Raw genomic sequence first — 18,484 nt, 5'->3', positions numbered from 1 at the left:
TGGGGCGGTCCGAAGGGTGAAACTACCGTACGGAGCAGCCGTGATCCGTATCGGTGGCCGGTTGGACGCGGTGAGCGAGGCCACGGCGTGGGCGAAGCGAGTGACGAGTGAGCGCGACGAGGGGACGGCATGACGGTCGCGGGTGTCGGGGAATTCGGGCTGATCGACCGGGTGACCGCCCGGCTGACGCAGGGGGAGAGCTGCCTGCTCGGTCCCGGTGACGACGCGGCGGTGGTCGCCGCGCCGGACCGGCGGGTGGTGGCCTCCACCGACGTGCTGGTGGAGGGGCGGCACTTCCGCCGGGACTGGTCCGGGGCCCGCGACGTCGGGCACCGGGCGGCGGCCGCCAACCTCGCCGACATCGCGGCCATGGGCGCCACTCCGACCGCACTGCTGGTCGCCCTCTGCATCCCGGCGGAGCTGGACACGAGCTGGGCGGAGGAGTTGGCCGACGGGCTGGGCGCCGAGGCGGCCCTGGTCGGGGCGGGCGTGGTCGGCGGCGACATGTCGTCCAGCCCCGTCATCACGATCGCCGTGACCGCCCTGGGCGATCTGGGCGACCGCCCGCCGGTGGTCCGCTCCGGGGCCCGCCCGGGCGACGTGGTGGCGCTCGCCGGGCGCACCGGCTGGGCAGGGGCCGGCTACACCGTGCTGTCCCGGGGCTTCCGCACGCCCCGGCTGCTGGTCGAGGCGTACCGCCGACCCGAGGTGCCGTACGCGGCCGGCCCGGAGGCCGCCCGGCACGGCGCCACCGCCATGATCGACGTCTCGGACGGGCTGCTCGCCGACCTGGGGCACGTGGCGCGGGCCAGCGGCGTGGCGATCGACCTGACCCGGGACGCGTTCGAGGTGCCCCGGCAGATGCGCGACGCGGCCCAGGCGCTCGGGGTCGACCCGTACTCCTGGATCCTGGCCGGCGGCGAGGACCACGCCCTGGCGGCGACCTTCCCCGCGGCGGCGACGCTCCCGGCGGGCTGGCGGCCGATCGGGCAGGTGACCGAGGGCGCCGGGGTGACCGTGGACGGCGCCGCGTACGAGGGCCCGACGGGCTGGGACCACTTCCGCCGTACGGAGTGATCTGCGACCGACGTCGCCGGCCGGCCCCGGTTCGGGGCCGGCCGCGGTCGTACCCTTCATCCGTGAGTGAGATCGAGATCCGGGCCCGGCGCTTCGACGCATCCGAGTCGCAGGCGTTGATCCGGGCGGCCCTGGCCGACCTCGGCCAGCGGTACGGCGGCAGCGGCGACGACACGCCGGTCGACGCCGCCGAGTTCGAGCCCCCGGCGGGCGCCTTCCTGATCGCCTACCTGGACGGGCAGCCGGTGGGCTGTGGTGGCTGGCGCAGCCACGGCGACGATGGCGAGACGGCCGAGCTGAAGCGGATGTACACCGCGCCGGCCGCGCGGGGCCGGGGGGTCGCCCGGTCGGTGCTCGCGGCGGTCGAGCGGTCGGCGCGGGAGCAGGGCCGCAAGCGGATGGTCCTGGAGTGCGGCGACAAGCAGCCGGAGGCGATCTCCATGTACACCTCGGCCGGCTACGAGCGGATCCCGAACTTCGGCTTCTACAAGGACGCCCCCGGCTGCCTCTCCTTCGGCCGCACCCTCTGACGGCCGCTGCCCGCGCAGTCTGAGTACGGGCGGCAGGTCGGCGATGTGGCGGGGTTGGCCGGCGTGGTTTACCGCCGAATCACCGACCTGACGGCATCGCCCGTCGGACGCGAGTCCGACGACGGGCGGGTCAGCCGACGGTGATGTGGATCTGGTCGGCGGCCTTGCGGGCGGCGCTCTCCGCCCCGGTGGCGTCGGCGCCCCAGGCCAGCAGGTATCCGCTGCGCTGGGCCGAGGAGAGCAGCTCCGGCACCGTGTCTCCGACGGCGACCTCGACCTGCACGTCGAGCACGCCGGGCACCCGCAGCGCCGCCTTGACCCCGTCCACGGCGGTGACCCGCCCAGGTGAGGCCACCAGGAACTCGACGGCCGCCGCGCCGGCCGGCCGGGCCGGCAGCGCGGGCCGCTCGCCGCGCAGCACCCGCAGGTACGCCTCGATGAAGCCGCACTCGTAGGCGATCGAGACCAGTGCGGTGATCATGTCGCCGGGCATCCGTGCCGCGCACTCCACCAGCGTCGGCACGCCGTCGACCAGGATCCACTCGCTGTGCAGCATGCCGCTGCGGAAGCCGGCCGCCTCGGCGAGCCGGACGGCGGCGTCGCGCAGCGCCCGATGCTCCGCCTCGGGAAGCGCGGACGGCACGGTGTGGCCACTCTCCACCGGGAACCGACCGCCGACGATCCGCTTGTCGGTGACGTTGGCGAAGATCGTCTCGCCGTCGGTGACCAGCAGCTCGACGCTGTGCTCCGAGCCGGCGAGCAGCTCCTCGACCAGCACCTCGGTGGGCAGGCCCGCGGCGGCCTCCACCGGCGCCTGCGGGGTGGCGCTGGCCGCCCAGGCGGCGGCGATCTCCGCCGGGTCGGCGATCAGCTGCACGCCGAGGCTGCCGGAGCGGCGGGTGGGCTTGAGCACGCACCGGTCGCCGTGGCGCCGGGCGAACTCCGCCGCCCGCGCCGGGTCGTCGACCAGCTCGTACGCCGGGTTGGCCAGGCCGGCGGCGTCGGCGAGCAGCCGCATCCGGTGCTTGTCGGTGAAGACATCGGCCGCCGGTACTCCGGCTCCGGGCAGGCCGAGCCGCTCGGCCAGCCGGGCCGTGGCGCCGACCGCGTACTCCAGGCCGGGCACGACGAGCCGGGCGGAGGCCAGGCCGGGTTCCCGGGCGAGCAGCGCGTCGCCGTCGAGGCCAGTCTGGTACGCGGCCGGCACCAGCCGGGAGATGAGGGGCAGCTCGGCGGTGAGGCGTTCGAGGCCCCGCCGGCGGATCACGTCGGGCTCCTCGACGAGGACCACACTGCCGGCCGGCAGCTCCTGGTCGAACCACCGCAGTGAGCCGAGCGACGCGCCGATCACCACCATCTCGTCGCGACCCAGGTCCAGATCCACCGGTCGTTCCTCCCCACCCCGCCGCCGGACCGGACAGCCGGCGCAGCACGACCCTAATCGGGCCGCACACCCCCGGTCGCCAGGTGTTCGGCCACCCGTCAGCTCCGGCTTTCGGACACGACAGAAGCGGCTTTCGGACACGACAGAAGCCGGCGGACCCTTCCGGTCCGCCGGCTACCGACGAGTTCTGGGTGGCGCTACCGCGTCAGGCGCGGGTGACCTTGCCGGCCTTGATGCACGAGGTGCAGACCTGCATCTTCTTGGTGGTGCCGCCACCGGCCGGGGTACGCACCGACTGGATGTTCGGGTTCCAGCGGCGGTTGGTCCGCCGGTGCGAGTGGGACACGTTGTGGCCGAAGCCCGGCCCCTTGCCACAGACGTCGCACACGCTAGCCACGGGATACTCCTGAGTTTGAAACGTTCATGAGGTCGCCGCCAGGCGCTGCCCGGGCAACCTGGCCAGGTTACCCGATGGCTCGCCGGTACGCCCAACCGGCCCGGCCCGGGCCCGGACCGCCGCCCCGGCCGGTCGGACACGCCGACGGGAACCGGTCGACCTCGGCGCGTGTCGGTGCGCGCCAGTAGGCTTCCCGACGTGCTGGACACCCTCGACGCCGCCGCGGTGCGCCGCTGGTGCGCGAGCGGGCTGGCCGCCCTCCAGCGACACCAGGGTGAGATCGACGACCTCAACGTCTACCCGGTCCCGGACGGGGACACCGGCACCAACCTGGTGCTCACCCTCACCTCCGCGCAGCAGGCCCTCGCCATGGACCTGGAGACCCTCCCCGAGGACGGGCACACCCCGCACGGGCACGCGCTGCGGCTGATGGCCCGGGGCGCGCTGCTCGGTGCCCGGGGCAACTCCGGGGTGATCCTGTCGCAAATTCTGCGGGGCCTGGCCGACGCGCTCGCCGCCGCCCCGGCGGTCCGCGGCCGGCTGCTCGCCGCCGCGCTGGCCGAGGCCACCACCGCCGCGTACGCCGCGGTCGCCCAGCCGGTCGAGGGCACCCTGCTCAGCGTGGTCGCCGCCGCCGCCCGCGCCGCCGTGCAGGCGGACAGCGACGACCTGGGCGCGGTGACCCGGGCCGCGGCGGCCGGGGCGGCCGGCGCGCTCGCGCGTACCCCCGAGCAGTTGCCCGCGCTGGCCCGCGCCGGCGTGGTGGACGCCGGCGGCCGGGGCCTCTGCCTGCTGCTGGACGCGCTGGTCGAGGTGGTCACCGGGGAGAACCTTCGGCCGCCGGCGCCCGCGTCGCCCGCGGTCCGCCCGCCCGCCACGGCGGCCCGGGAGACCGGCTCCCCGGTGTACGCCTACGAGGTGCAGTACCTGCTCGACGCCACCGAGGAGGCGGTCGTCCGGCTGCGCGCCGAGCTGGGCGCGCTCGGCGACTCCCTCGTCATCGTCGGTGACGCCGGCCCAGCCAGCGGGACATGGAACGTGCACGTGCACGTCAACGACGTCGGTGCGGCGATCGAGGCGGGCGTGGTCGCCGGTCGCCCGCACCGGATCACGGTGACCCGCTTCGCCGACCAGGCGCCGCCGCCCCCGCTGCCCGACGGCCGGGCGGCCGTGGTGGTGGCCACCGGCGCCGGCATCGCCGAGCTGTTCGGGGCGGAGGGGGCCAGGGTGGTGCCGGCCAACCCGTCCGCCGGCGAGCTGCTCGACGCGATCCGCGCCACCGGGGCCGCCCGGGTGGTGGTGCTGCCCAACGACCCCAACACCCAGTCGGTGGCCAGCACGGCGGCCCGGGAGGCGCACCGGCTCGGGGTGAAGGTGAGCGTGGTGCCCACCCGGTCCCCGGTGCAGGCGCTCGCCGCCCTCGCCGTCCGCGACCCGTCCCGCCGCTTCGAGGACGACGTCATCGCCATGGCCGAGGCGGCCGGCGCCTGTCGCTACGCCGAGGTCTGCCACGCCAGCAAGGAGGCGCTCACGGTCGCCGGGCCGTGCCGGCCGGGCGATGTGCTGGCGCTGGTCGAGGGCGAGGTGCACCTGATCGGCGCCGAGCTGCTCGACACCTGCACCGCGGTGGTCGACCGGATGCTCGGCGGTGGCGGCGAACTGGTCACCCTGCTGTGCGGGGCGGACGCCCCGGACGGACTGGCCGACCGGGTACGCGAGCACGTCGAGCGGTCCTGGCCGTTCGTGGAGGTGCAGGCGTACGAGGGCGGGCAGCCGCACTATCCGCTCCTGGTGGGGGTCGAATGACGAGCGAACCGGCCACGGTGGACACGCCGCTGAAGAAGCTGGTCGGGGAGAAGACCGCCAAGGCCCTGGCCAGTCACCTCGACCTGCACACCGCCGGCGACCTGATCTACCACTTCCCCCGCCGCTACGACGAGCGCGGCGAGCACACCGACATCCGCTCGCTGGACGTGGGGGAGCAGGTGACCGTGCTGGCCCAGGTGCAGCGCACCGCGGTCCGGCCGATGCGCCAGCGCCGGGGCAACCTGCTGGAGGTGACCGTCGGGGACGGCTCCGGCGGCGTGCTCACCCTCACCTTCTTCGGCAACCAGGCGTGGCGGGAGCGGGACCTGCGCCCCGGTCGCTGGGGACTCTTCGCCGGCAAGGTCACCGAGTTCCGGGGCAAGCGGCAGCTCAACGGCCCGGAGTACGTGCTGCTCGGGGAGGGGGGCGACGGCGAGGCGGCGGCCAACGAGGAGGTCGAGGAGTTCGCCGGCGCGCTGATCCCGGTCTACCCGGCCGCGGCGGCGGTGCCGACCTGGGTGATCGCCCGCTGCGTCCGGGTGGTGCTGGACACGTTCACCGCACCGGACGACCCGCTGCCCGCCACGGTGCGGGCGAGCCGGAACCTGGTCGGCATCGGCACCGCGCTGCGCGAGATCCACCGGCCGTCCAGCAAGGAGGAGCTCTACCGGGCCCGGCGCCGGCTCAAGTGGGACGAGGCGTTCGCCGTGCAGCTCACCCTGGTGCAGCGCAAGCACCGCGCGGCGGCCTGGCCGGCGCGGGCCCGCCCGGCGAAACCGGGCGGCCTGCTGGACGGGTTCGACGCCCGGCTGCCGTACGAGCTGACCTCCGGCCAGCAGGCCGTCGGCCGGGAGATCGCCGCCGACCTGGCCACCGCCCACCCGATGCACCGGCTGCTCCAGGGCGAGGTCGGCTCCGGCAAGACGGTGGTCGCGCTGCGGGCCATGCTCCAGGTGGTCGACGCCGGCGGGCAGGCCGCGCTGCTCGCCCCGACCGAGGTGCTCGCGGCCCAGCACTACCGGGGCATGCTCGACCTGCTCGGCCCGCTGGCCCGGGCCGGCGAGCTGGGCGCCGCCGATGGTGCCACCCGGGTGGAGCTGGTCACCGGCTCGCTCGGCGCGGCGGCCCGGCGGCGGGCGCTCGCCGAGGTGGCCGAGGGGCGGGCCGGCATTGTGCTCGGCACCCATGCCCTGCTCTACGAGGGGGTCGACTTCCACGACCTGGGTCTCGTGGTGGTGGACGAGCAGCACCGGTTCGGCGTGGAGCAGCGGGACGCGCTGCGGGCCAAGGCCGACCAGCCGCCGCATGTGCTGGTGATGACCGCCACCCCGATCCCGCGCACGGTGGCCATGACCGTCTACGGCGACCTGGAGATCTCCACCCTCTCCCAGCTGCCGCAGGGGCGTTCGCCGATCGCCTCGCACGTGGTGCCGGCCGCCGAGAAGCCGGCGTTCCTCGACCGGGCCTGGCGCCGGCTGCGCGAGGAGGTCGCCGCCGGCCACCAGGCGTACGTGGTCTGCCCGCGGATCGGGGAAGGACCGGCCGCGGAGGAGGAACCGCCCCGCGAGGACGACAACGGCCGCCGCCCGCCCCTCGCGGTGACCGAGGTGGCGCCGCTGCTCGCCGAGGGCCCGCTGCACGGGCTGCGGATCGGCGTGCTGCACGGGCGGCTGCCGGCCGACGAGAAGGACGCCGTCATGCGCTCCTTCGCCGCCGGCGACCTGGACGTGCTGGTGGCGACCACGGTGGTCGAGGTGGGGGTCAACGTGCCCAACGCCACCGTGATGATCGTGCTGGACGCCGACCGGTTCGGCGTCTCCCAGCTGCACCAGTTGCGTGGCCGGGTGGGCCGTGGCTCGGCGCCCGGCCTGTGCCTGCTGGTCACCGAGGCGATGGAGGGCTCGTCGGCCCGGGAGCGGCTGGACGCGGTCGCCTCCACCACCGACGGATTCAAGCTCGCCGAGCTGGACCTGGAGCAGCGCCGCGAGGGCGACGTGCTGGGCGCCACCCAGTCGGGCCGCCGCTCGCACCTGCGGCTGCTGTCGCTGCTGCGGGACACCGACCTGATCCGGGACGCCCGGGCCGAGGCGATCGCCCTGGTCGAGGAGGATCCGGAGCTGGCCGGGCACCCGGCCCTGGCCGCCTCGGTCGCGGCCCTGGTCGACGAGGAACGCGCGGAGTACCTGGAGAAGGGCTGACCCCACCGATCGGCCGGCCGTGCCTAGGATCGGTCGATGTCGACCCTGCCCATCCCTCGTGGAGTGCTCCTGCTGGCCCGTGGTGACGAGTTGGTCATCGACCGGGTGATCGGCTCCGCCGACGACAGCGCCGGGCTGCCCTGCACCCGGGCGACCCGGTTCCAAATCGCCTCGATCAGCAAGCAGATGGCCGCGGCGGCGGTGTTGCTCCTCGCCGAGCGGGGCGCCCTCGGCCTGGCCGATCCGGTGAGCCGCTGGCTGCCGCACCCACCGCCGTACTGGTCCGGGATCAGCCTGCACCACCTGCTCACCCACACCTCCGGCCTGGGCCACTGGCCGGAGTACCCGATGATCGACCTGGGCCGTCCGGTCGAGCCGGACGAGTTGCTGGCCGTCTTCGCCGGCGTGCCGCCGCTGTTCGCCCCCGGCGCCGGTTGGCACTACAGCAGCCCGGGGTACGTCCTGCTGGCCCGCGCCGTCGAGCGGGCGTCCGGCCGGCCCTACGCCGCGTTCCTCGCCGAGGAGGTCTTCGGGCCGCTCGGCATGACCGGCAGCTTCGCCGGCGCCCCAGCGGGCCGCGTCGACGTGGCGGTCGGACACGAGGGCGGTCGGCCGGTGCCGTCCTGGGATCTGGCCACGGTGAGCATGGGTGCCGGGGACGTCTGGTGCACCGGCGACGACCTGCTCGCCTGGCTCGACGTGCCACGTCGGGGGCGGCTGCTCACCCCCGCCTCGGTGGCGCTGATGACCACCCCGCACGCGGCGGCCACCCGGGGCGGTGAGGCGTACGGCTACGGCTGCTTCCTCGGGCCGCTGGCCGGGGAGCGGGCGGTGCACCACTCGGGGGATAATGCGGGCTTCAAGGCGTTCGCCGCCTGGCTGCCCGACTCGGACCGACGGCTGGTGGTGCTGGCTAACCAGGCCGAGGTCGATCCCGTCCTGCTCGGCGGGCTCCTCGCCGCCCGCTGACGGGCGGCAACCGGCGAGGGCGCGCCGACCGGGTGGTCGACGCGCCCTCGGGAGATCCGAACGGGATCAGGCGGTGAAGCGGACCCGACGACGGCGGGCCATCACGAACAGCACCGCGCCGGCGGCGAGCAGCACGGCCGCGCCACCCGCGATCGCGCCGGCCGCCGGACCGGTGACCGGCAGGCCGCCACCCTGGCCCGCGCAGTCCTTCGGCTGGGTGTAGTCGACGGTCTCGGTGTCCTCGACCACGTCGTACTTGACGGTGATCTTGAGGCCCTTGTACGCGTCGAAGCTGACCGAGGTGGTCTTGCCCGGCTCAGAGACCAGCTTTTTGGTGACGCCCTTCTCCGTGGTCAACGTGGCGGTGAAGGGGGTGCCCTTCGCCGGGTTCTCCACGATGAAGGTCATCGTGTCGCAGGTCTCCTCGAGCCGGAACACCGGCTCCTCCGGCTCGACCGGGGCGGAGGGAGTGGCCGCCGGGCTGGTGGCCGACGGGGTGGGCTCCGGCGACGCCGGCGACTCCGGGCTGGCGCTCGGCTCCGGCGAGGCCGGCGTGCTCGGCGGCTCGGCCGGGGCGCAGTCACCGGCGGGCTGCGCGACGACGCTGCGCGCCTCGGTGATGATCCGGTCGCCGCGCTCCCACCGTGCCTCCACGGTCAGCTTCAGCTCGGGCAGCTCACCGGTGAAGGTGTGGGTCTGGGTGCCGGTCAGCGTGCCCTCGCCCTTCTTGGGCAGGGTCGCCTCGACGGCCAAGTCGCCCGTGACGTCACCCGGCACGGTGGACTCGAGCTTGGTGATGGTGCCGGCGATGTCGGTCTCGCTGTTGCCGACCGACCAGTTGACGGTGACCTTGCCGTCCTGGGCTGCGCAGTAGGTGCCGGAGGGCTCGGGGTGGTGGGCCATGGCCGGGCCGGCGATGGTGGCCACACCGGCCAGGCCGATCAGCGCGCCGGCGGTGACCGCCAGGGCACGCCGGAGGTTCAGACGGTTCACGTCTACTCCTGATGAGGGGAAAATCGGAGTGTGCCGGGCGGACCGGAGCCTCACGCCCGACAACCGGGCAGACCCTAGCGACAACGACAGGTCGGGCGTTACATGGATCGACGCCTCATAGACGCTCGTTATGAATTCGAGATCCTTAATGTACGGCGAGTGTCCACCCGGCCGCCCTCTGGTAGGGATCGGGTCGCCCGGGCCGGCGTCGCGTAGCGTCTGGGGCATGTGCGGGAGCAGACGGTGACCCGGATCGTGGCCGGGACGCTCGGCGGCCGGCGGATCGCCGCGCCACCCGGCGCCGGCACGCGGCCGACCTCCGACCGGGTCCGGGAGGCGCTGTTCAGCGCGGTGCAGGCCGAACTGGATCTGGACGGCGCACGCTTCGCCGACCTGTACGCCGGTTCCGGCGCGGTCGGCCTGGAGGCGCTGTCCCGGGGTGCGGAGCACGTGCTGCTGGTGGAGTCCGACGCCCGGGCGGCCCGGGTGATCCGGGAGAACATCGCCGTGCTGCGGGCCGCCCCGGCCGCTCGCCTGGTCACCGGCAAGGTGGCCGGGGTGCTCGCCGCCGGGCCCGACGGCGGGCCGTACGACGTGGTCTTCGCCGACCCGCCGTACGCCGTTTCCGACGAGGAGATCACCGCGCTGCTGGCCGCGCTGGTCGACGGCGGCTGGCTGGCCCCGGACGCCCTGGTGATCGTGGAGCGGGCCAGCCGCACCGGGCCGGTCACCTGGGTGGAAGGCATCACGCCCGAGCGCAGTCGCCGCTACGGCGAGACCACCCTTTGGTACGGTCGCCGATCATGAGACGTGCGGTCTGTCCCGGCTCGTTCGATCCGGTCACCAACGGACACCTCGACATCATCGGCCGGGCCAGCCGGCTCTTCGACGAGGTGATCGTCGGCGTGCTGGTCAACCAGTCGAAGCAGGGGCTGTTCACCGTCGAGGAGCGGATCGACATGCTCCGCCAGGTGACCGCCTCGTACGACAACGTGCGGGTCGAGTCGTTCCGCGGGCTGCTGGTCGACTTCTGCCGGGCCCAGCAGGCCAGCGTGCTGATCAAGGGCCTGCGCGCGGTCAGCGACTTCGACTACGAGCTCCAGATGGCCCAGATGAACATCGGCCTGGCCGGCGTGGAGACCCTCTTCATGCCGACCAACCCGCTCTACTCCTTCCTCTCCTCCAGCCTGGTCAAGGACGTGGCCAAGTGGGGCGGGGACATCTCGGCGCACGTCCCCGACGTGGTCCGCGAGCAGTTGGTGGCCCGCCTCGCCCCGCAGGCCCGGCCCTGACCCTGGCCTCGCGGCAGACCCCCGGCGGCGCGCGACGCGCCGGGTGGGGGTGGATCGGCGTGCGGTGGAGCGGGCGCGACATGATGTGTGCAGCGCCGAATTCGGGCGCAGGCCGCATCATGTAGGTCGGCCGACGAACGACAGGAGTGAGGTACCGGTGGACCCGCTCGATCGCATCGACGAACTGATCGCCATGGTGGAGCAGGCCCGCTCCGTCCCCATGTCGCGCAACAACTGCATGGTCGACCGGGGCGAGATGATCGCCGCTCTCGACGAGCTGCGCGCCGAGCTCCCCGCCGACCTGCGCCGGGCCGCCGCGCTGCTGGAGGAGCGGGACAAGATCATGGAGGCCGGCAAGCGCGAGGCCGATCGGATCATCAGCGAGGGTGAGGCGGAACACGCCCGGCTGGTCTCGGTGAACGAGATCACCGTCTCGGCCGAGCACGAGGGCGCCCGGATCATCGCCGAGGCCCGCGCCGAGGCGCAGCGCCTCCGGGACGAGGTGGACGACTACGTCGACACCGCGCTGGCCAACTTCGAGCAGTTCCTCACCCGAGCCCTCGCCTCGATCGAGCGCGGCCGGGACAAGATGCACGCGCTGCGTGAGATCGGCACCTTCGCCGGTGACGAGGCGGACCGGCCGCTACCCTTCTGAGCGATGCCCGGGCCGGCGGCCGACAGCCGGCACCCTGGCGGGCGACGCCCCGGTTCGACGGTCCGGCGGTCACCCAGGTAACCTTCTTTGTCGGCCTCTCACCGGCCGGAGTCTGACTATGCCCAAACACGTGCCTTCTTCACTCGACCCCAGGTCGCCGCTGGTCCTCGACACGAGGGACCTGCCGCGTCGGCCTGGTGCGTTGCGTACGGTCAAGCGGGTCGTGCCGGCACCGGAGGACCTCGGCGTGGAGTTGATCGGTGTGCCGGCGGGCGCGGACCTCGACCTCGATCTGAGGCTGGAGTCGGTGTCGGAGGGTGTGCTCGTCTCCGGGACCGTCAGCGGTCCCATCAAGGGCGAGTGCGGCCGCTGCCTGCGCGCGATCGACGACTCGGTGACCGTGAAGATCCAGGAGCTGTACGCGTACGAGAACAGCACCACGGACACCACGACCGACGAGGACGAGGTGGGCCGGATGCAGGGCGATCTGATCGACCTGGAGCCGGCGCTGCGGGACGCGGTGGTGCTCACCCTGCCGACCAACCCGCTCTGCCGGGAGGACTGCCCAGGCCTGTGCCCCGAGTGCGGGGTGCACTGGGACGAACTGCCGGCCGACCACAGTCACCAGCAGGTCGACCCGCGTTGGGCTGCCCTGTCGCAACTGACCCGTAAAGAGGAGTAACAACCGTGGCCGTCCCCAAGCGCAAGATGTCGCGCAGCAACACCCGGGCCCGTCGGGCGCAGTGGAAGGCCGCGGCGGTCGCGACCGTGGCCTGCCCGCAGTGCAAGTCGCCGAAGCTGCCGCACGCCGCCTGCTCCGTCTGCGGCACCTACAACGGCCGCCAGGTCCTCGAGGTCTGACCTGGACGCCGAGTGACGTCCCCGACCACAGGTCGGGTGGCGCGCGCACCCTGGCTCACGCCCGGTGCCCCGGCTCCCTCCGCCGCCGTCCGGCCCCCGGCCGGCGTCCAGTCGGAGCCGGGCACCGCGCGGATCGCCGTCGACCTCCTCGGCGGGGACGATGCTCCCGCCGTCGTGGTTGACGGCGCTCTGCGGGCCGTACGCACCGACCCTGACCTGCACCTGCTGCTCGTCGGACCGACCGAGGTCGCCGACGGGCTGATCGGCGCGCTCGCCCCCGAGCAGCGCGCCCGCGTCACGGTCCGCCCGGTGCGGACCGCCGTCGGCATGGCCGACCATCCCACCGCCGCCCGCGCCGAGAGCACCGTGCGGGCGGCCGTCAACGCCGTCCGCGACGGGTTCGCCGACGCGCTCGTCTCCGCCGGCTCGACCGGCGCCACCGTCACCGCCGCCGCGCTCGGCCTCGGCCGCTGGACCGGGGTACGCCGCCCGGCGCTGGTGGCCACCCTGCCCGCCGTCGCCGGACCGGTGGTGCTGCTGGACGTCGGCGGCACGCTGGAACCCGGTCCCGCCACCCTCGCCCGGCACGCCGTGCTCGGCGCCGCGTACGCCGCCGTGGCGCACGCCGTCGCCGCGCCCCGCGTCGGGCTGCTCTCCGTCGGCACCGAGGCGGGTAAGGGTGACCGGCTGCGCCGTGCCGCCGATCCCGCCCTCGCCGCCGTGCCCCTGCCGTGCGGCGCCCGCTACGTCGGCCTCGTCGAGGGGTACGACGTCTCCCTCGGCGCGCGCGCCGACGTCGTGGTCACCGACGGGTTCACCGGCAACGTGCTGCTCAAGGCGATCGAGGGCGCGTACGCGATGGCCGGCGGACCCCCGGCGAGCGGCGGCGCGCCACGTGCGGCGGCCCTGCTCGGCGTGGCCGGTACGGTGGTCGTCTGCCACGGCGCGGCCCGGCCCGACGACGTCGCCTCCGGCATCGCCCTGGCGGCCCACCTGTGGCGGCGGGGCGCCACCGACACCGTGGCTGCCCTGCTCGACGGCGTGCCGCACGATCTCGCACCTGACCGAACCGACACCGAGGTAGCACCATGACCAACGACAAGCGGCGGCGGGCTCCCGTCGGCCACCTGGAGGCGGCCTTCGGGGTGTCGCTCGACCCGGAGCTGCTGGAGCGCGCCCTGACCCACCGCTCCTACGCGTACGAGAACGGTGGGCTGCCCACCAACGAACGGCTCGAGTTCCTCGGCGACTCGGTCCTCGGCGTGGTGATCACCACGGCGCTCTTCCACAACCACCCGGACCTGCCCGAGGGGCAGCTCGCCAAGCTGCGCGCCAGCGTGGTGAACATGCGCGCGCTGGCCGACGTGGCGCGCGGTCTCGGCCCGGCGGGGCTGGGCGCGTACCTGCTGCTGGGCAAGGGCGAGGAGACCACCGGCGGCCGGGACAAGGCCAGCATCCTGGCCGACACCCTGGAGGCGCTGCTCGGCGCGATCTACCTCCAGTACGGCCTGGACACCGCGGCCATCGTGATCCACCGGCTGTTCGACCCGCTGATGGCCGAGTCGGCCGGCCGGGGCGCCGCCCTGGACTGGAAGACCAGCCTGCAGGAGCTGACCGCCGCGCTGGGGCTGGGCGTTCCCGAATACCGCATCGAGGGCACCGGCCCGGACCACCTCAAGACCTTCACCGCCTGGGTGGTGGTGGCCGGCAACCGGTACGGCGGCGCCGAGGGACGCAGCAAGAAGGAGGCCGAGCAGCGGGCCGCCGAGTCGGCCTGGCGGATGCTGACCGAGCAGGCCGAGAAGGAGCAGGCCACGCTGGGCGCGACGGAGGGCGCACCGGGGGCGGCGGATGACGCCGGCAGTGCGGCCGACGCGGCCGGAGCGGGCGCCGGCCGTGCCTGAGCTGCCCGAGGTCGAGACGGTCCGGCAGGGGCTGGCCCAGTGGGTCATCGGCCGGACGATCAGCTCCGTGGAGGTGCGCCACCCCCGGGCCGTACGCCGGCACCAGCCCGGCGGGGCGCACTTCGCCGACGTGCTGACCGGCCGGACGATCACCGACGTCCGGCGCCGGGGCAAGTACCTGTGGCTGCCGCTGGACAGCGGTGACGCCCTCGTCGGGCACCTCGGCATGTCCGGTCAGCTGCTGCTGCAGCCGGTCGAGGCGGCCGACGAACTGCACCTGCGGGTCCGGTTCCGGTTCGCCGACGACGGCCCGGAGCTGCGCTTCGTCGACCAGCGCACGTTCGGCGGGCTGGCGGTGTCCGAGGGCGGCGCGGAGCTGCCCGGGGAGATCGCGCACATCGCCCGGGATCCGATGGACCCGGAGTTCTCCGACGCCGACTTCGTGGCCGCGCTGCGGCGGCGGCGTACCGAGGTGAAGCGGGCGCTGCTCGACCAGACCCTGGTCTCCGGGGTCGGCAACATCTACGCCGACGAGGCGCTGTGGCGGGCCAGGCTGCACGGCGCCCGTCCGACCGACGCGCTGACCCGTCCGGCGGCCACCCGGCTGCTCGGGCACGTGCGGGACGTGCTCGGCGAGGCGATCAAGCAGGGCGGCACCAGCTTCGACGAGCTGTATGTCAACGTCAACGGCGAGAGCGGCTACTTCGACCGGTCGCTGAACGCGTACGGCCGGGAGGGGGAGCCCTGCCCGCGGTGCGGCGCGCCGATCCGCCGCGAGGCGTTCATGAACCGGTCGTCGTACAGTTGCCCGCGCTGCCAGCCCCGCCCCCGAGGAGCGCTGCGGGGATGACCCTGAGCCGGCTCGGGGTTGCGCCGGTGTGCCGTCCCGGGCGGTTTCCGGCGCGTCCCCCGCTCGTACCCTGAAAATGCCGTTCTGTCCGGTTGGCTGAGCCCGCGCGGCCCGGCCGGCCGGGTTCTGGCGGATGGGGGACGAGCCGGGGCCGTTCCCCGATGTCCGGGCGTCGCCCGCTCCCTAGCGTCAGACCGTCGGCACGGGGCCGACGTCTGGAGGGGGAACCCGGGTATGGGCAGGCGACCGGTGACGGTGCGATTGGCACGGTGGAGTGCGGAGCACCCGTGGCGGGCCATCGCGCTGTGGGTGGTGTTCGTGGCGGTGTGCTTCGTGGGCGGCAACGCCGCGGGCCTGAACGAGGCGACCGCAGCTGACCAGGCGACCGGCGAGGTGGGACGGTCCGAGCTGATCGTCGACAGCGGCGGCTTCCACGAACCGGCGACGGAGAACGTGCTGATCACGTCCCGCTCCGGAACGCTCGACCAGGCCGCGGCGAAAGCCGCCGCCGACGACGCGGCGGCCCGGCTGCGGCAGGTCGACGGGGTCGGCTCGGTGGGTACGCCGATGCCGTCCCGGGACGGCAGCGCGCTGCTGCTCCCGATCACCATGTCCGGCGACCCGGAGACCGCGTCCGACCGGGTGCAGCCGCTGCGGGACGCCACCGCCAAGGTGCAGGAGGCGCACCCGACGCTGCGGATCGAGGAGGTCGGGGGGCCTTCGATCAACAAGGCGCTCGACGACACCCTGGGCAAGGACTTCAAGCGGGCCGAGCTGCTCAGCCTGCCGGTCACCCTGGCCATCCTGATCATCGCGTTCGGCGCGCTGATCGCGGCCGGCGTGCCGGTGCTGCTCGCGCTCTCCTCGGTGGCCGCGGCCATGGGGCTCTCCACGCTGGCCTCGCACCTGGTGCCGGCCAACGACACCACGGCCAGCGTGATCCTGCTGATCGGCATGGCGGTCGGCGTCGACTACTCGCTCTTCTACGTCCGCCGGGAACGCGAGGAACGGGCGAAGGGGCGGTCCCGACTCGACGCGGTGGAGGTCGCGGCGGAGACCTCCGGGCACGCCGTGGTGGTCTCCGGCACCGCCGTGATCATCTCCATGGCCGGGCTGCTGCTCGCCCAGGACGCCATCTTCTCGTCGCTCGCCGTCGGCTCGATCCTGGTGGTCGCGGTCGCGGTGCTCGGCTCGCTGACCGTGCTGCCAGCGCTGCTGGCCAAGCTCGGCCGCTGGGTCGACCGGCCCCGGGTGCCGCTGCTGTGGCGGCTCACCGCCCCGCGTACCGGCCGGCACGGCCAGCCGGCCCGGCCCCGGTTCTGGCCGGCCGTGCTGAAGCCCGCGCTGCGGGCCCCGCGGACCACCCTGATCGTCTCGGTCGGGCTGCTGCTCGCCCTGGCCGCCCCGGCGCTGGGCATGCAATTGAAGTTTCCCGGCATGGAGGACGTGCCGCGCAGCACGCCCGCCATGCAGGCGTACGACCGGCTCACCGCCGCCTTCCCGAGCAACGGCACCAGCCACACGGTGGCGGTGCGGGCGCCGGCCGAGCAGGCCGATCGGGTGCACGCCGCACTGACCGACCTGGCCGGGCGGGCCGTCGCCGATCCGCTCTTCGCGCCGGCCGAGGGGGACGGCCCGAAGATCAAGGTGTCGGCCGACCGCCGGGTGTCGGTGCTGGAGGTGGCCACCCCGTACGGCAGCCGCACCGACGAGGCCACGCGCTCGCTGCACGAGCTGCGCGAGGACCTGGTCCCGGCCGCGCTGCGCGGCATCCCCGGCATCGAGTACGCGGTCGGCGGCGCGGTGGCCGCCAACGAGGACTACGCGCAGCACATCCGGGAGAAGCTGCCGATCGTGGCCGCCTTCGTGCTGGCGTTGACCTTCCTGGTGATGGCCTGGACCTTCCGGTCGGTGGTGGTCGCGCTCACCTCGATCCTGCTGAACCTGCTCTCCGCCGGCGCCGCGTACGGCCTGCTGGTGCTGGTCTTCCAGGGCAGTTGGGCGGAGGGGCTGCTCGGCTTCACCTCGATGGACGCGATCGTCACCTGGCTGCCGCTGTTCCTGTTCGTGGTGCTCTTCGGGCTCTCCATGGACTACCACGTCTTCGTGGTCAGCCGGATCCGTGAGGGCGTCCGGGACGGCCTGCCGAACCGCGACGCGGTGGCTTACGGGATCACCTCGTCGGCGGGCGTGGTGACCAGCGCGGCGATCGTCATGGTCGGGGTCTTCTCGATCTTCGCGACGTTGAGCACCATCGACATGAAGCAGCTCGGCATCGGGCTGGCCGCGGCGATCCTGCTGGACGCCACGATCATCCGGGCGGTGGTGCTGCCGTCGCTGATGACCCTGCTGGGCGACGCGAACTGGTGGGCCCCGCGCTTCCTGCGCGCCCGGCCGGCCACCCCGCCCGCCGATCCGCCCACCCCCACCCCGGAACTGGTCGGCGCCCGCTGACCCACGCCACCGGCGGAGGGGCGGGCCGCATCCGCGGCCCGCCCCTCCGCCGCTGCCTGCCCGCCCGACCCGTCCCGCCGCCACGCGCCACCGGCGCTGCCGGGCGGGGCGGTCACGACAGGGGGCAGGGCTCGCGCCAGGCGTCCAGCGACCGATCCTTGCGCATGGAGGCGAAGCCGTAGCCGACCGTGGTGACGCAGAACGTGGTCGGGGTGCCGGTGTATTCCACGTGGAAGACCGGCTTGTGCGCGTCGGCGAAGGGCAGCAGCTTGGCGCACTCGCGCCGGCGTACGCACTCCTGGTTGACGGCGAAGTCGAAGTCGGGGGCCAGCGCGGCCACCTGCGGCACGTCCCCGACCAGCCCGGGGGAGAGGTCGAGCTGGCGGGCCAGGGCGGCCAGCCGCCGGTTGAACAGCAACTGGTCGTCGAAGTCGAGCGGGAAGCCGGGCCGGTGCAGGTAGCCGTCGGCGTCGTCGAGCGCCACCGCGCCGAAGCCCTTGCCCCGGCACAGCCGGAACCGGTCGGCGAGCACCGGCTCCAGCGTGTCCCAGCGGCGGACGTCCAGCCAACGGCGCTCCGGGCGGTCGGTCACCGGGCTGCCGCGCAGGTCCGCCGGGAAGCGGCTGGCGTCCGGGTCGGTGGGTGCGTAGGTGCCGACGCTGACCTGGCAGACCAGCCGGCGGTCCCGGGCGCGCAACGCGGTTGTCTCGGCGGAGGTGGTGCGGACCGGGTCGAGCAGGAAGACGTCCGCGTCGGCGGTGACGTCCAGCGGGCCGGTGAGTTGCCACTGCCACTGCCAGCGCCGGGCCAGTTCGGCGGGCCACGGGGTGGGCGCGCCGGGCGGGACGAGCGGCCGCTCGCAACCGGGTACCGGGGCGAGCAGCAGCACCGTCATGACGGCCGCCACGCCCCGGCACAGCCCGCGGGGGAGGACACGGGCTGGCCGGGTGCGCGGCGCGGCCGGCGCCAGCCGGATCCGCATCGACAGCTCCCGGGTCGCGGGCGGCACCTCACCGCCCCCAGCGGGTACGCCGATCCGGCCCGGACGTACCGGTCCGGCCGGTACGGCCAGTCGGCCGCGGCGTACCTCACCCGGTCAAACGAGTGCGGACCC

The 18,484-nt window shown here is 74.3% G+C and carries 18 protein-coding genes; 14 read left to right on the top strand and 4 right to left on the bottom strand.

Annotated elements, in window-relative coordinates; translation table 11 throughout:
* The first annotated feature begins 129 nt into the window (after positions 1-129).
* Positions 130-1,077, top strand: coding sequence for a thiamine-phosphate kinase (locus ABZ783_RS01955; RefSeq protein WP_357433771.1), 948 nt, complete (start codon positions 130-132; stop codon positions 1,075-1,077).
* Between the two features lie 62 nt (positions 1,078-1,139).
* The gene (locus ABZ783_RS01950) at positions 1,140-1,607 is read left to right on the top strand and encodes a GNAT family N-acetyltransferase (protein ID WP_357433768.1); all 468 of its coding nucleotides are present in this window, start codon (positions 1,140-1,142) and stop codon (positions 1,605-1,607) included.
* A gap of 130 nt (positions 1,608-1,737) precedes the next feature.
* Here ABZ783_RS01950 and ABZ783_RS01945 read toward each other — a convergent pair whose 3' ends face one another.
* Together ABZ783_RS01945 and rpmB are read right to left on the bottom strand one after the other, a co-directional pair.
* Positions 1,738-2,991, bottom strand: a complete 1,254-nt coding sequence (locus ABZ783_RS01945; protein ID WP_357433766.1) for an ATP-grasp domain-containing protein — start codon at positions 2,989-2,991, stop codon at positions 1,738-1,740.
* Between the two features lie 205 nt (positions 2,992-3,196).
* Positions 3,197-3,388, bottom strand: coding sequence for a 50S ribosomal protein L28 (rpmB, locus tag ABZ783_RS01940; RefSeq protein ID WP_073832489.1), 192 nt, complete (start codon positions 3,386-3,388; stop codon positions 3,197-3,199).
* Positions 3,389-3,586: 198 nt separating this feature from the next.
* Between rpmB and ABZ783_RS01935 the strand changes: the two genes are divergently transcribed.
* Genes ABZ783_RS01935 through ABZ783_RS01925 form a run of 3 tightly spaced genes read left to right on the top strand, consistent with a single transcriptional unit; the run spans position 3,587 to position 8,361 of the window.
* Entirely contained in the window at positions 3,587-5,194 is a 1,608-nt protein-coding gene (locus tag ABZ783_RS01935; protein ID WP_357433763.1) for a DAK2 domain-containing protein, read from the top strand.
* Positions 5,191-7,392 carry an ATP-dependent DNA helicase RecG gene (recG, locus tag ABZ783_RS01930; RefSeq protein WP_357433761.1) on the top strand — a complete coding sequence of 734 codons (2,202 nt, stop codon included), beginning with the start codon at positions 5,191-5,193 and terminating at the stop codon, positions 7,390-7,392. Before ABZ783_RS01935 ends, recG begins: the two co-directional genes overlap by 4 nt.
* A gap of 36 nt (positions 7,393-7,428) precedes the next feature.
* On the top strand, positions 7,429-8,361 hold the full coding sequence (locus ABZ783_RS01925; protein ID WP_357433759.1) for a serine hydrolase domain-containing protein: 933 nt from the start codon (positions 7,429-7,431) through the stop codon (positions 8,359-8,361).
* Positions 8,362-8,427: 66 nt separating this feature from the next.
* On the opposite strand, the gene ABZ783_RS01920 is transcribed toward ABZ783_RS01925, so the two are convergent.
* Positions 8,428-9,354, bottom strand: coding sequence for a cell wall anchor protein (locus ABZ783_RS01920; RefSeq protein WP_357433757.1), 927 nt, complete (start codon positions 9,352-9,354; stop codon positions 8,428-8,430).
* 243 nt (positions 9,355-9,597) lie between these two features.
* Here ABZ783_RS01920 and rsmD point away from each other — a divergent pair, with 243 nt between their 5' ends.
* From rsmD to ABZ783_RS01875, 9 genes are all read left to right on the top strand, one after another.
* Positions 9,598-10,161: a 16S rRNA (guanine(966)-N(2))-methyltransferase RsmD gene (gene rsmD / locus ABZ783_RS01915; RefSeq protein WP_357434296.1), complete on the top strand. Its 564-nt coding sequence runs from the start codon at positions 9,598-9,600 to the stop codon at positions 10,159-10,161.
* On the top strand, positions 10,158-10,646 hold the full coding sequence (coaD, locus tag ABZ783_RS01910) for a pantetheine-phosphate adenylyltransferase (protein WP_073832494.1): 489 nt from the start codon (positions 10,158-10,160) through the stop codon (positions 10,644-10,646). The genes rsmD and coaD overlap by 4 nt, the downstream gene beginning before the upstream one ends.
* A gap of 157 nt (positions 10,647-10,803) precedes the next feature.
* Positions 10,804-11,301: a hypothetical protein gene (locus ABZ783_RS01905; protein WP_073832495.1), complete on the top strand. Its 498-nt coding sequence runs from the start codon at positions 10,804-10,806 to the stop codon at positions 11,299-11,301.
* 118 nt (positions 11,302-11,419) lie between these two features.
* Positions 11,420-11,983, top strand: a complete 564-nt coding sequence (locus tag ABZ783_RS01900; protein ID WP_357433754.1) for a YceD family protein — start codon at positions 11,420-11,422, stop codon at positions 11,981-11,983.
* 5 nt (positions 11,984-11,988) lie between these two features.
* Positions 11,989-12,162 (top strand): 50S ribosomal protein L32, encoded by a 174-nt coding sequence (gene rpmF, locus ABZ783_RS01895; RefSeq protein WP_073832497.1) that lies wholly within the window; start codon positions 11,989-11,991, stop codon positions 12,160-12,162.
* A gap of 132 nt (positions 12,163-12,294) precedes the next feature.
* Positions 12,295-13,254 (top strand): phosphate acyltransferase PlsX, encoded by a 960-nt coding sequence (locus tag ABZ783_RS01890; RefSeq protein ID WP_357434295.1) that lies wholly within the window; start codon positions 12,295-12,297, stop codon positions 13,252-13,254.
* A complete protein-coding gene (gene rnc, locus ABZ783_RS01885; protein ID WP_357433752.1) occupies positions 13,251-14,066 on the top strand; it encodes a ribonuclease III in 816 nt (271 codons plus the stop codon). Before ABZ783_RS01890 ends, rnc begins: the two co-directional genes overlap by 4 nt.
* Complete coding sequence (gene mutM / locus ABZ783_RS01880) at positions 14,059-14,916, top strand: bifunctional DNA-formamidopyrimidine glycosylase/DNA-(apurinic or apyrimidinic site) lyase (RefSeq protein ID WP_357433750.1); 858 nt, start codon at positions 14,059-14,061, stop codon at positions 14,914-14,916. Before rnc ends, mutM begins: the two co-directional genes overlap by 8 nt.
* 234 nt (positions 14,917-15,150) lie before the next feature.
* The gene (locus ABZ783_RS01875; protein ID WP_357433748.1) at positions 15,151-17,370 is read left to right on the top strand and encodes an MMPL family transporter; all 2,220 of its coding nucleotides are present in this window, start codon (positions 15,151-15,153) and stop codon (positions 17,368-17,370) included.
* A 112-nt stretch (positions 17,371-17,482) separates the two neighbouring features.
* Here ABZ783_RS01875 and ABZ783_RS01870 read toward each other — a convergent pair whose 3' ends face one another.
* Entirely contained in the window at positions 17,483-18,352 is an 870-nt protein-coding gene (locus ABZ783_RS01870) for an endo alpha-1,4 polygalactosaminidase (RefSeq protein WP_357433746.1), read from the bottom strand.
* Positions 18,353-18,484 lie beyond the last annotated feature (132 nt).

Source organism: Micromonospora sp. NPDC047738, from assembly GCF_040642675.1.
In the GTDB taxonomy this organism is placed as follows: domain Bacteria; phylum Actinomycetota; class Actinomycetes; order Mycobacteriales; family Micromonosporaceae; genus Micromonospora.
Note: the sequence above shows the minus strand (reverse complement) of the source record. Positions and strands in the feature narration are given on the sequence as shown.

Coding starts and splice junctions, on each gene's coding strand:
- ABZ783_RS01955 (WP_357433771.1), top strand. CDS start 130: ATGACGGTCGCGGGTGTCGGGGAATTCGGGCTGATCGACCGGGTGACC.
- recG (WP_357433761.1), top strand. CDS start 5,191: ATGACGAGCGAACCGGCCACGGTGGACACGCCGCTGAAGAAGCTGGTC.
- ABZ783_RS01925 (WP_357433759.1), top strand. CDS start 7,429: ATGTCGACCCTGCCCATCCCTCGTGGAGTGCTCCTGCTGGCCCGTGGT.
- coaD (WP_073832494.1), top strand. CDS start 10,158: ATGAGACGTGCGGTCTGTCCCGGCTCGTTCGATCCGGTCACCAACGGA.
- ABZ783_RS01900 (WP_357433754.1), top strand. CDS start 11,420: ATGCCCAAACACGTGCCTTCTTCACTCGACCCCAGGTCGCCGCTGGTC.
- rnc (WP_357433752.1), top strand. CDS start 13,251: ATGACCAACGACAAGCGGCGGCGGGCTCCCGTCGGCCACCTGGAGGCG.
- ABZ783_RS01875 (WP_357433748.1), top strand. CDS start 15,151: ATGGGCAGGCGACCGGTGACGGTGCGATTGGCACGGTGGAGTGCGGAG.
- ABZ783_RS01870 (WP_357433746.1), bottom strand. CDS start 18,352: ATGCGGATCCGGCTGGCGCCGGCCGCGCCGCGCACCCGGCCAGCCCGT.